Source organism: Streptococcus plurextorum DSM 22810 (genome assembly GCF_000423745.1).
In the GTDB taxonomy this organism is placed as follows: domain Bacteria; phylum Bacillota; class Bacilli; order Lactobacillales; family Streptococcaceae; genus Streptococcus; species Streptococcus plurextorum.
Window position 1 is genome coordinate 1 of record NZ_AUIO01000009.1, and the last position, 11,825, is coordinate 11,825.

The window sequence follows — 11,825 nt, forward strand, 5'->3', positions numbered from 1 at the left end:
TAGGCGAAGTTCTCAAAACCATGAAAGCATTAGCCGAATCTGGATTAACCATGCTGATTGTCACCCATGAGATGGAATTTGCTAAGGAAGTATCAGACCGTGTCATTTTTATGGACAAAGGCCTCATCGCCGAGCAAGGCACTCCCGAACAAATCTTTGAAACCCCTCAAGAAGAACGCACCAAAGAATTTTTGAAACGTTTTTTGAAATAGCTAAAGAGCAGGTTCCTAAGAACCCGCTCTTTTAGTTATTGTTTCGCCATTTCCCACATCTAATGTCGAAAGATGTTAGAAGCCGCCATCATAATCAGGAAAACCAGAACCAAGGGATGATTCCCTTCAAAAGCATAAGCTGACAAAATATAAGCTAGAAAAAAGACAACTGCTAGTAAATTCGATGGCGTCACGACTTTCTTCACCATTTCTCCATTTTTTACAGAAGCTCTGACAAAATGACCATCTGAACAAGTCGTGTGATGACTCTTTTACCAGACCATAACCTAACTCCTTTGTCTTGACAGCGTAGCTATCCCTATTTCGCTTTCAAAGCCGACAAGACTTGTGTTCGAATATCTTCCACACCATTTGGGGTATTGGGTAGGAAAATGGTTTGATTGCCCTTAGTGGCAAATTGGTTGAGGGTATCAAGGTATTGGTTCGTCAATAGAATAGACATGATTTGCTCTTCTGTCATACCGACATTAGCTTCTTTGAGTTCAGCGATGGATTCAGCCAAGCCATCCACGATAGCCTTACGTTGTTGGGCGATACCGACACCATGGAGACGGTCTTTTTCTGCTTCGGCTTCAGCGGCAGTGACGATTTTAATCTTATCCGCTTCTGCTAGTTCTTGAGCAGCAACGCGTTTTCGTTGCGCAGCATTGATTTCATTCATAGACTGCTTGACTTCGGCGTCTGGTTCAACCTTGGTAATCAAGGTTTTCACGATAATGTAACCGTAAGTTGACATTTCTTCAGCCACTTGGTGTTGAACTTCAAGTGCGATTTCATCTTTCTTTTCAAACAATTCGTCCAGCGTCAACTTTGGTACTGATGAGCGCAAAGCGTCTTCGATATAAGATTTGATTTGCGCTTCTGGTTTCATGAGTTTGTAATAAGCGTCTGTGACATTTTGCTCATTGACACGGTATTGGGTCGCCACATTCAAGGTCACAAAGACATTGTCCTTGGTCTTGGTCTCAACGACAATCTCACTTTGAAGCATACGTAGTTGCACGCGCGCTGCAATGCGATCAATACCAAAAGGCATGCGCATATGAATACCCGACGCTGCTGTTTTTTGGTACTTACCAAACCGCTCGATGATAGCGACGGATTGCTGACGCACCACATAAAGCGTGCTAATGATAATCAATAAGGTGATAAGAAACAAAAATCCGATAAGTATTAAGACTGGTAACATGGAAAGTCCTCCTTAATTTTTCTTGTTAGCCCAAAAACTACCTGCGATAGCAATAAAAACAAAAATCCAAAAGTAAAATGGCATAGCTGAACTCCTTTGTATTATTTTATTAAGTCAATTTTAGCAAAATCACCTTCCATTGTCAACCGTTTTTCTCAACAGCCTTCTAGCATCTCTTGCAAGAGAAAAGAGTTTGTCCCCGATGTGACAAACTCCTCTAAAGTCATATATGATAAGGTTATTATATCTCTTTTTTTCACACAGTCAAGCTAAAATAGGGTAACCGCTGTTGATTCTCTGACCAATAGTGACCAATCACACCAGCATATTGTATAGGCTCTCATTACCATGGAGGTTAATGTAGGCCGGATCAAAAGCCGATAGGCGTTCAATCAATCCTTGGTAATCCGCCTTATCCGCCAAGGCAATCCCAATCAAAACTGGCCCTGTCCCTTTATTCGCACGCTTGATGTACTCAAAGCGTGTGATATCATCACTTGGACCTAGAATATCATTCACAAACTCTCGTAGTGCACCTGGTCGCTGCGGAAAATTAACCACAAAATAATGCTTGAGACCTGCGTAAATCAGCGCTCGCTCTTCCATCTCCTGCATACGGTTGATGTCGTTGTTGCCACCAGAAATGATGCAAACCAAGGTCTTTCCGACAATATCATCTTTCATCACTTCTAGCGCAGCAATCGTCGCAGCTCCCGCAGGTTCCGCGACAATCCCTTGTTTAGAGTACATGTCAATTAAGGTTTCTGAAATCAACCCCTCATCAACGCCAACCAATTGATCCACATATTTACGAGCCACTTCGTAAGTCTTAGCACCAACTTTTTGTACCGCAATACCGTCTGCAAACTTGTCAATTTCTGCTAATGCTACAGGGTGTCCTTTATCAAAAGCTGCGCGCATAGACCGCGCCCCCGAAGCCTCAACCCCGACAATTTCAAGCTCTGGAGCAACATCTTTTAAATAGGCTGATACCCCTGCAATGAGACCTCCCCCACCAACAGGAACTAAGATCTTATCGAAGCTCACGTTGTGCTCTTGACCTTGTTGATAGATTTCATAGCCCACAGTCCCTTGCCCAGCCTGGACATGCTCATCATCAAAGGGATCGATAAAAGTTTGTCCTTCTGCTTTTGTAAATTCCTGAGCCGCTTTAGCAGAGGCATCAAAGGTATCACCAACCAACTTAATCGTGACATATGCTCCACCAAAAAACTTAACCTGACCGATTTTCTGTTGCGGAGTCGTCACCGGCATAAAAATAGTAGCTGGAATTTTCATTTCATTACAAGTATAAGCCACGCCTTGAGCATGGTTGCCTGCCGAAGCACAAACCACCCCTCGCGCTTTTTCTTCCGCTGTCAATTGGGAAATGGCGTAGTAGGCACCTCGAATTTTAAAAGAGCGTACTTTTTGCATGTTTTCTTTTTTAAGGTAAATCGTAGCCCCGTATTTTTCAGATAAATAGCGGTCAAAATCAAGTGGCGTTTCCACAACAACCTCTTTAAGAACGTCATAGGCTTTACCGATGTCTCTTGCTGTAATCATTTTACACCCTCTTTTTTTGAAATTTTCAGTAAATTCATTATAACAGAAAAAACACTGTTGTAACAGCGTTTTTCACATTTTCATTAGTTATAAATTTTGAAAGCATCATCATCGTTATTTCCAACAAATGGCATTGCTTTACGAAGGTCTGCTCCTACTTTCTCAATGTCAAGGTTTGCAGCTGCTTCACGGTAAGCTGTTAGTTTTGGACGACCATTTTTGTAGTCTGTCACAAAATCATCTGCAAATTTACCTGATTGAATATCAGCAAGGACGGCTTTCATATTTTCTTTCACTTGATCTGTGATGACACGTGGACCAGCTACGTAGTCACCAAACTCAGCAGTGTTTGAAATGGATTGACGCATTTTCTTGAAGCCGCCCTCGTAGATAAGGTCAACAATCAATTTCATTTCATGAAGGGTCTCAAAGTAAGCCAATTCAGGAGCGTAACCTGCTTCAGTAAGCACTTCAAAACCTGCTTGGATAAGGGCAGTCAAACCACCACAAAGTACAGCTTGTTCACCAAAAAGATCTTCTTCTGTTTCTTCTTTAAAGGTTGTCTCAAGCAAGCCAACACGTGCTGAACCTACACCTTTAGCCCATGACATCGCAATATCTTTGGCATGTCCAGTCGCATCTTGATAAACGGCATAAAGTGCTGGCACACCAAAACCTTCAGTATAAGTACGGCGTACAAGGTGACCAGGTCCTTTAGGCGCACACATGAAAACGTCAACGCTTTCTGGTGCTTTAATGTAACCAAAGTGAATGTTAAAGCCGTGTGCAAATCCAAGAGCCGCTCCGTCTTTAAGGTTTGGAGCGATTTCAGTTTCATAGATGTCAGCTTGGATTTCATCTGGAGCAAGAATCATGATGACATCGGCCTGTTTAACAGCTTCTGCCACTTCAAAGGTTTCGAAGCCATCTTCTTTTGCTTTGTCAAATGATTTACCAGCACGCACACCGATAATCACATCCTGACCTGAATCACGCAAGTTTTGTGCATGGGCATGGCCTTGTGAACCATAACCGATAACGGCAATTTTTTTGCCATCAAGAGCTGCTACTGTTACGTCGTTTTCATATTCCATTGTTACTGCCATCGTTTTTTCTCTTTTCTATTTATTATTTTTTAATGAAGTGTCTGGGACTAAGACATGTCTCGTGAGAAACCTGTGGCTCCTGTGCGAGCGATGTTTTGAATGCCATAAGGCTTGATAATTCGAAGCAAGGCCTCAATTTTATCAGCATCACCAGTCATCTGAATGGTGATGGATTTTGGTGCGACATCAACCACGCTTGCTCGGAAGGGTTGAATCATGGCTAAAATTTCTGCTCGTTTGGCAACAGGCGCAGCGATTTTAACCAAAAGCACCTCACGTTCCAAGTGCGGAATATCCGTAATGTCACGAACCCGAACCACATCGATTAGGCGGTTGAGCTGTTTGATGATTTGCTCCGCTTCATCTAGGGTCTCCACATCAATGATAATGGTGATTCGAGAGATTTTGGGATCGTCTGTTGGCCCCACAGAAATCGACTCGATATTGACTTGTCGACGTGAGAGAACACCTGTAAAACGATTGAGCACCCCTGTTGAATTTTGGAGTTTGGCTGTTAACATTCTACGCATTAAACGTCACCCCCAACATCTCATGATTGGCCTTACCGGCAGGCACCATCGGAAGCACATGCTCTCGATTTGAAATACAAATTTCAATCAGCATCGGTTTATTTTCCAAAATAACCTTCAAATCTTCTGCTAAGCTAGCCGGGTCTGTCAAGCGGTAGCTTGCAATCTGATAAGCCTGAGCTAGCAATTGGAAGTTTGGCTCATCGTCAAAGGTAGATTGACTGCGACGTTCCTCATAAAAAGACTCTTGCCACTGACGTACCATCCCAAGAGAGTGGTTATTGAGAAGAACCACCTTTATGGGGACCCCATAACCATTTAGAATAGCCAACTCTTGATTGGTCATCTGGAAGCCACCATCTCCAACAAAGAGAATAACCTCCTTATCAGGATTGGCTAACTTAGCACCTATTGCAGCTGGAATCCCAAAGCCCATAGTCCCCATGCCACCTGAGGTTACTAGCTGACGGCCATGCTTATATGGGTAGAACTGAGCGGCCCACATCTGATGCTGACCCACATCTGTCACAATGATAGCCTCACCATTGGTCAATTGTCCAATAATCTCAATAGCTTCTTGAGGTTTGATAAAATCTTCTGACTTTTCATAGCTAAACGGCGCTCTCCGCTTATTAGAAATGGCTTGCGCTGTCCAATCCTTGTGATTTGTCTTAACCTCTTCAAAGGCTAAAAGCATCTCCAGCGTTTTTCTGGCGTCACCCACAACTGGAATAGCTGTCTTAACAACCTTTCCAACTTCAGCTGGGTCAACGTCAACATGAGCGACCACTGCATTGACGGCAAATTGAGAGACATTTCCAGTCAAACGATCATCAAAGCGAGCTCCGATATTGATGATAAAATCTGCGTCTGTCAAAGCCATATTGGATGCGTAAGAACCATGCATCCCGCCCATACCTAATGATAAGTCATGTTCTATAGGCATGGTTCCAAGCCCTAAAAGGGTTGATACAACAGGAATCTGGTACCTTTCAGCAAAAGCAATTAGCAGGTCACTGGCTTCAGCATAAGCCACGCCTCCACCCGTCAAAATAACCGGACGTTTAGATCGACTTAATTGCGCTAGCAATTTCTTAACTTGTAAGCCATTAGGCTCAATAGTCGGCTGATACGATGGGAGGTGAACCTCTGTATCATAATAGAAATCAACTTCATTTGCTGAAATGTCTTTAGGCAAGTCGATAACTACTGGCCCCGGACGCCCTGTCGTTGCGATGTGCACCGCTTCTGTAATAATGCGCGGAATATCCTCAGTATGGCGAATCTGATAATTGTACTTAGTGATCGGCATAGTCATTCCGATGACATCAGCTTCTTGGAAAGCATCCTTACCAATACCAGGAGTGGCTACTTGACCTGTAAAAACTAGAAGAGGAACACTGTCTGCCATGGCATCCGCAATCCCCGTGATGGCATTGGTTGCCCCTGGACCAGAAGTTACCAAGGCAACTCCTAATTTACCTGTTGATTTAGCATAACCCTCAGCCTCATGAAGAGCTCCCTGCTCATGTCTTGCCAAGACATGAAAGAGCTTATCCTGATACTGGTAAAGGGTGTCATACAAGGGTAAGACTGCGCCACCCGGATAACCAAAAATACGATTTATACCAAGCTCTAACAAAGTATCTAGGACCAATTCAGAACCAGATTTCTTTTTATCTAAGCGAATCTTTCTCACAAAATCCTCCCTTCTCGATATAATTGTCAAAAAATTCAAAATTATTTACTCTATAATACCATTTTTAGAACAGAATGCAACCTCTAAATGACAAAAATGAAGATCCATTCTGTATTCGTCACGTTTTATGGTACAAGACTTCCTGCCTCATCATATCATAACAAAGCGTTAAGAAAGGCTGTTTTCATAAACCCTTTTTTCTCTACATGGATCTTATCCCAAAACCCATCTCCCTGATAGCGTGGAATAAGGTGACAGTGAAAATGCGTCCCTTGATCCATGAGATGCCCATTGTTGATAGCAACGGTCACACCCCAATCAGGCAAAGACTCAACAGTAGCGATTACTTTCTTTTGCAATGCCAATAAATCCCGACCTTCTTCATCCGTTAAATCCAGTAAAGACAAGCGGTGTGCCTTGCTGATTAAGAGCATGTGCCCTTCTTGAATAGGGTCGATATCCCACACCAGGTAAAACTTGTCGGTTTGATAAATCCAATCTTTCTCTGGGATGTGGCAAAATATACAGTCTGCCATTAGCCCTTCTCCTCCTTTTTCTTTAAAAAAGCTAGCGCTTCTGCGATATCCACATCTCTGACAAAATGTTCCGGTGTCCAAGGAATAACAATATCAGGTTCAATCCCCTTATCAGCCTGAACAATCCCATGATCAATAGCCAAGAGACGAGATGTTGGAAAAATAAGGACATAATCATCAAATGACGCTGTGCAACAATTAGAATAATCTAAAATCCCCATCGTTGGACGCCCCATAACGGTTACCTTGGGCAGTTTTTTCATGGTAGCTACAAAATTATCTCCAGACGAACCACAATAAACATCCGACAAAACAATGACATTTTCAGGGCTTGCTTGACCAATAAATTCAGCAAAATAATCGTGCTCATCACTGTCGACAGGAGTCACATACCCCATTCCCCGATACTTCTTCAACTCCTCCGAAAAAACACCCAAGAGCTCCCTGGTCTCGGCACTTACATCTGGATTAGCCAACTCTTCAGCAAATCGTTGTAAACGCAGATCAACATTACGCTCGGTATATAAAAATTCCTGACCAAAGCCATCATCTGGTATCTCCTTCATGGTCTGCCCCTGACCAAGAGCGTAGTTAAAGAGTGGCCAATAAAGAGAGTCAGACCCTCCATGATTAACGCGAACATCTATGATGAGGTTTTTGCTCCTGGATATGGCAGCGCCAGACTCCTGATAAAGATTAGAGATAGCTGATTCATCCGAAAAATTCTCCATCTTCAGATAAACCGTGTCCTCATCAAGCTGGGACCAAGCAAAGGCTTCCGTCGGCAATGCATCTGCCTGCTTATACGAAATCTCCTGCCTCACGCCTGAACGCTCGATAGTAAGCACAGCCGTGTGACTGACAAAACCCGCCCAGTCCATGTACTGACGTTCTGGGGTTTTACTAACAAAGAACCCCTTGTGCTGCTCATAAAAATCTGCCACTGAAATATTATCCAAAGCTATAATCACATCTCCCACCTGCAAATGTGTCTCAGGATTTGCCTCAATCACATAAAGTTTTTCCTTTTCCGTACGTAATCGAAACCCCTTAGCTTTCAAAAGTTTAGGACTGTAGAAGCAAACATGACTCAAGACACCAAATGAAGCCAAATAATGATTAACAACGAAAATAAACTCCGCATCAGACATGTCCTCTGAGATTTGTTGACGAAAAGGCTCTGGATCAGTACCTAACTTGTCCTTTTTGGTAGACGAATCGTTCAACATGATAGCCACGACTTGATTGAAAATGTCTAACTTTGTCATCCCTTACTTCCTTTCTAAAAAATCGCTGCACCATTGCAACGATTTTTTGCTATTCAACACTCATCAAGTAAGGGTAGACTGGTTGATCTCCTTGATGGATCTCAACTTCCACATCGTCGTAAGTTTCTTCTAGATACTCGGCAATTTCTTCTGCAAGTTCTTGGGAACCCTCTTCACCAACATAGATGGTAACGATTTCGCTATCCTCATCAATCATCTTGGCAAAGGTGTCTTTCAAGGCCTCAACCATATCTGGCGTTGATACTAAGATCTTACCATCCACCATACCTAGGAAATCATTTTCGTGAATCTCGAGTCCATCAATAGTCGTGTCACGTACTGCCAGCGTAATGCTTCCACTCACCACATCTGATAGACTAGCTGTCATTGCAGCGATATTGTCTTCCAGTGATTTGCTATCATCAAAAGCAAGTAAGCTTGTAAAGCCTTGTGAAACGGTGCGAGTCTCAACAACCGCTGCAGACACTTCCGCCACTTCAGCTGCAGATTGTGCCGCCATAAAAATGTTCTTATTGTTTGGGAGGATGATGACATTTTTAGCATTGACTGCTTCAATTGCTTTTACGATATCCTCTGTCGAAGGGTTCATGGTCTGACCGCCAGAGATGATATAATCAACACCTTGTGAGGTAAAGATATTAGCCAAGCCATCACCCGCAACTACTGCAATTAAACCGTATTCTTTGGCTTCTTGCTTCGTAGCTTGTGCTTTTTCAAGTTGCGCTTCATGTTGACCACGCATATTGTCCACTTTGACTTTGACAAGAGCCCCGTACTTGAGACCTTCTTGCATGACAAGTCCTGGGTCTTCGGTGTGGACGTGTACTTTAACAACCTCATCGTCATTAACAACTAACAGCGAGTCTCCAAGCCCTGAAAGGTAGCCTTGGAACTCTTCATAGTTGAACTCTTTGACATAAGTTGGACCTTGCCCAAGAGCTACCATGATTTCAGTACAGTAACCGAATGTGATGTCCTCTGTTGCAACGTGACCTGCCACTGACTTATGATGCTCAGCATTGATCATCTCAGTCATGACAGCAGGAGTTGCCTTAAAATCTTCAGAGGCAATATACTCACCCGTCAAAGCCGATAAGAAACCTTCATAGATATAAACAAGACCTTGACCACCTGAGTCAACAACTCCAACTTCTTTAAGGACTGGAAGTAGCTCTGGGGTTTTAGCCAAGGCACGTTTTGCCCCTTCAAGCGCTGCACGCATGACCTCGATGGCATCATCTGTTTCTTCAGCCTTTTTCAAAGCACCTGTAGCCCCACCGCGAGAAACAGTCAAAATTGTCCCTTCAACAGGCTTCATAACGGCCTTATAAGCCACCTCAACCCCTGATTGAAAGGCTTGTGCCAAGTCCTTACCATCAAGCTCAGTCTTTCCTTTGATCGACTGACCAAAACCACGGAAAAGTTGAGAGGTGATAACTCCAGAGTTACCACGCGCACCCATAAGAAGCCCTTTAGATAAGATTTGACCCACTTCACCGACTGTGTTAGCAGGTTTGTCCGCTACTTCTTTAGCACCATTGTCCATGGTCATGCTCATATTTGTTCCCGTATCCCCATCTGGTACTGGGAAAACATTGAGCGAGTTGACATACTCAGCTTGGCTACCTAAACGGCTTGCTGCCGCCTGGACCATTTCTTGCAATAAACTTGTTGTAATTGTTGACACGATTATTCTCCCTCGACTTTAACATTTTGGATATAGACATTGACCGCGTTTGCTGTAATGCCTAACTGGCTTTCCAAGTTAAAGGCTACTCGTTCTTGAATATTTTTTGATACCTCGCTGATTTTGACACCGTAGCTCATAACAGTGTAAACATCAACAGCAATTCCTTCGTCGGTTGCTTTGACAACAACTCCCTTAGCATAGTTTTCCTTACGAAGGAGGGCTTGGAAGTTGTCCTTAATAGCACTTTTACTTGCCATTCCAACAACACCAAAAATCTCAGTGGTTGCACCACCAACAACAGTGGCAATAACCTCATCAGCTAGTTCGATTTGACCATCTTTTGTATTAATTTTTACAGTCATTGTTCCTACCTCGATCTTATTATCACTCTATTTTAGCATATTTAGCCCATCTTGTAAAAATATAAAAGCTGAGCGGAAAAAGGGCAAAAAAAATGGCCTTCTCAGACCACTTTTCATATTAAATTAAACGCGCTCAACTTTGCCTGATTTTAGGGCACGAGCTGAAGCCCAAACTTTTTTAGGTTTACCATCGATAAGAACAGTAACTTTTTGAAGGTTTGGTTTAACTGTACGTTTTGTTTGGTTCATCGCGTGTGAACGGTTGTTTCCAGAAACAGTTTTACGTCCTGTAAAGTAACATACTTTAGCCATCTTGTTTTCCTCCTACGTAGAATATGTTCGGATGTGCTAGCACCACATACCCTACTAGTCTATCAGAAAAAGGTAGACTTGGCAAGGATTATTTTCTCTTTTTTCCTAACTTTCTCCTATCTTCTATCCACGATTGCTGTTTACTCCTTTCATCATCAGTCTCTAAAAACTCTCTCAAATGCAACATAAAAAGGACTTTCTTTCGAAAATCCTTTTTTTATTAATTCTAAAAATAGATTAAGCTTTACCTGCTGATCCAAATACGTCGATACGCTCTTCAACAGCACCTTGTACAGCTTTGAAACCGTCAGCAAGGAATTTACGTGGGTCGAAGAGTTTTTTCTTGTCGTATTCTGCTTCGTTTGCATCGTAGTTACGTGCAAATTCGCGAGTTGCGTTTGAGAACGCGATTTGGCTTTCAGTATTTACGTTGATCTTAGCAACACCAAGTTTGATAGCTGCTTTAACTTGATCATCAGGGATACCTGAACCACCGTGCAATACGATTGGGAAACCTGGTACAGCTGCTGCCAATTTTTCAAGGTGATCCAATGCAAGACCTTCCCAGTTTTCTGGGTATGGACCGTGGATGTTACCGATACCTGCTGCCAAGAAGTCGATACCAGTTGCAACCATTGCTACTGCATCTTCGATTGGAGCCAATTCACCTTTACCAACGATACCGTCTTCTTCACCACCGATAGTACCTACTTCAGCTTCAACTGAGATACCTTTAGCGTGAGCTTTTTCTACTACTTCTTTAGCCAAACGAAGGTTTTCTTCAACTGGAAGGTGTGAACCGTCAAACATGATTGAAGTGTAACCAACTTCGATACACTCAAGTGCATCTTCGTAGTGACCATGGTCAAGGTGGATCGCAACTGGAACAGTGATGTTCATTGACTCGATCAAGTTAGCAATCATTGATTGACACACTTTGTAACCACCCATGTACTTAGCCGCACCCATAGAAGTTTGGATAAGAACTGGAGCTTTTTTCGCTTCTGCTGCACGCAAGATAGCTTGAGTCCACTCAAGGTTGTTTGTGTTAAATCCACCAACTGCATAACCGTTGTCACGCGCTGCTTGGACAAATTTTTCTGCTGAAACTAATGGCATTAGAATCGCCTCCTATAAATTTTTAAAGGGTAAACCCATTACTCGTCTATTTTATCACAATCTTTTGGAGAATGCTAGTGCTAGAGATATTTTTGAAATGGGCTTCCTCCAAATTGTCAGGATATAGATTCTGTACCATTATCATGGCAACAAACACTTCATTCTAATGCCATTAACTGAAACAGTCTAGACAC

At 42.8% G+C, this 11,825-nt stretch carries 12 protein-coding genes and 1 pseudogene; 1 reads left to right on the forward strand and 12 read right to left on the reverse strand.

The genetic code is table 11. The annotated features are described in order from the left end of the window. Positions 1-212: pseudogene (locus G575_RS11290) on the forward strand (amino acid ABC transporter ATP-binding protein); the annotation flags it as partial. A gap of 59 nt (positions 213-271) precedes the next feature. On the opposite strand, the gene G575_RS12185 reads toward G575_RS11290, so the two are convergent. From G575_RS12185 to G575_RS0107230, 12 genes are all read right to left on the reverse strand, one after another. After that, a complete protein-coding gene (locus G575_RS12185; RefSeq protein ID WP_156874732.1) occupies positions 272-421 on the reverse strand; it encodes a hypothetical protein in 150 nt (49 codons plus the stop codon). Between the two features lie 110 nt (positions 422-531). Further along, the gene (locus G575_RS0107180; protein ID WP_027972137.1) at positions 532-1,422 is read right to left on the reverse strand and encodes an SPFH domain-containing protein; all 891 of its coding nucleotides are present in this window, start codon (positions 1,420-1,422) and stop codon (positions 532-534) included. A gap of 315 nt (positions 1,423-1,737) precedes the next feature. Continuing rightward, entirely contained in the window at positions 1,738-2,988 is a 1,251-nt protein-coding gene (gene ilvA, locus G575_RS0107185; protein WP_027972138.1) for a threonine ammonia-lyase IlvA, read from the reverse strand. A gap of 83 nt (positions 2,989-3,071) precedes the next feature. Continuing rightward, positions 3,072-4,094 (reverse strand): ketol-acid reductoisomerase, encoded by a 1,023-nt coding sequence (gene ilvC, locus G575_RS0107190; RefSeq protein WP_027972139.1) that lies wholly within the window; start codon positions 4,092-4,094, stop codon positions 3,072-3,074. A gap of 47 nt (positions 4,095-4,141) precedes the next feature. Then, entirely contained in the window at positions 4,142-4,624 is a 483-nt protein-coding gene (ilvN, locus tag G575_RS0107195) for an acetolactate synthase small subunit (RefSeq protein WP_027972140.1), read from the reverse strand. Beyond that, entirely contained in the window at positions 4,617-6,323 is a 1,707-nt protein-coding gene (locus G575_RS0107200; protein ID WP_027972141.1) for an acetolactate synthase large subunit, read from the reverse strand. Before G575_RS0107200 ends, ilvN begins: the two co-directional genes overlap by 8 nt. Before the next feature lie 155 nt (positions 6,324-6,478). Beyond that, positions 6,479-6,859: an HIT family protein gene (locus tag G575_RS0107205; RefSeq protein WP_027972142.1), complete on the reverse strand. Its 381-nt coding sequence runs from the start codon at positions 6,857-6,859 to the stop codon at positions 6,479-6,481. Then, complete coding sequence (locus G575_RS0107210) at positions 6,859-8,127, reverse strand: S41 family peptidase (protein ID WP_027972143.1); 1,269 nt, start codon at positions 8,125-8,127, stop codon at positions 6,859-6,861. The genes G575_RS0107205 and G575_RS0107210 overlap by 1 nt, the downstream gene beginning before the upstream one ends. A gap of 49 nt (positions 8,128-8,176) precedes the next feature. Further along, positions 8,177-9,835, reverse strand: coding sequence for a DAK2 domain-containing protein (locus tag G575_RS0107215; RefSeq protein ID WP_027972144.1), 1,659 nt, complete (start codon positions 9,833-9,835; stop codon positions 8,177-8,179). 2 nt (positions 9,836-9,837) lie between these two features. Beyond that, on the reverse strand, positions 9,838-10,200 hold the full coding sequence (locus G575_RS0107220) for an Asp23/Gls24 family envelope stress response protein (protein ID WP_027972145.1): 363 nt from the start codon (positions 10,198-10,200) through the stop codon (positions 9,838-9,840). Between the two features lie 123 nt (positions 10,201-10,323). Further along, complete coding sequence (rpmB, locus tag G575_RS0107225; protein WP_018164578.1) at positions 10,324-10,512, reverse strand: 50S ribosomal protein L28; 189 nt, start codon at positions 10,510-10,512, stop codon at positions 10,324-10,326. Between the two features lie 237 nt (positions 10,513-10,749). Further along, positions 10,750-11,631 (reverse strand): class II fructose-bisphosphate aldolase, encoded by an 882-nt coding sequence (locus G575_RS0107230; RefSeq protein WP_027972146.1) that lies wholly within the window; start codon positions 11,629-11,631, stop codon positions 10,750-10,752. Positions 11,632-11,825: the final 194 nt, after the last annotated feature.

Excerpts from the sequence above, each read along its gene's own strand:
- ilvA (WP_027972138.1), bottom strand. The coding sequence starts at position 2,988 with ATGATTACAGCAAGAGACATCGGTAAAGCCTATGACGTTCTTAAAGAG.
- G575_RS0107180 (WP_027972137.1), bottom strand. The coding sequence starts at position 1,422 with ATGTTACCAGTCTTAATACTTATCGGATTTTTGTTTCTTATCACCTTA.
- ilvN (WP_027972140.1), bottom strand. The coding sequence starts at position 4,624 with ATGCGTAGAATGTTAACAGCCAAACTCCAAAATTCAACAGGGGTGCTC.
- rpmB (WP_018164578.1), bottom strand. The coding sequence starts at position 10,512 with ATGGCTAAAGTATGTTACTTTACAGGACGTAAAACTGTTTCTGGAAAC.
- G575_RS12185 (WP_156874732.1), bottom strand. The coding sequence starts at position 421 with ATGGTGAAGAAAGTCGTGACGCCATCGAATTTACTAGCAGTTGTCTTT.
- G575_RS0107210 (WP_027972143.1), bottom strand. The coding sequence starts at position 8,127 with ATGACAAAGTTAGACATTTTCAATCAAGTCGTGGCTATCATGTTGAAC.
- G575_RS0107230 (WP_027972146.1), bottom strand. The coding sequence starts at position 11,631 with ATGCCATTAGTTTCAGCAGAAAAATTTGTCCAAGCAGCGCGTGACAAC.
- ilvC (WP_027972139.1), bottom strand. The coding sequence starts at position 4,094 with ATGGCAGTAACAATGGAATATGAAAACGACGTAACAGTAGCAGCTCTT.
- G575_RS0107205 (WP_027972142.1), bottom strand. The coding sequence starts at position 6,859 with ATGGCAGACTGTATATTTTGCCACATCCCAGAGAAAGATTGGATTTAT.
- G575_RS0107220 (WP_027972145.1), bottom strand. The coding sequence starts at position 10,200 with ATGACTGTAAAAATTAATACAAAAGATGGTCAAATCGAACTAGCTGAT.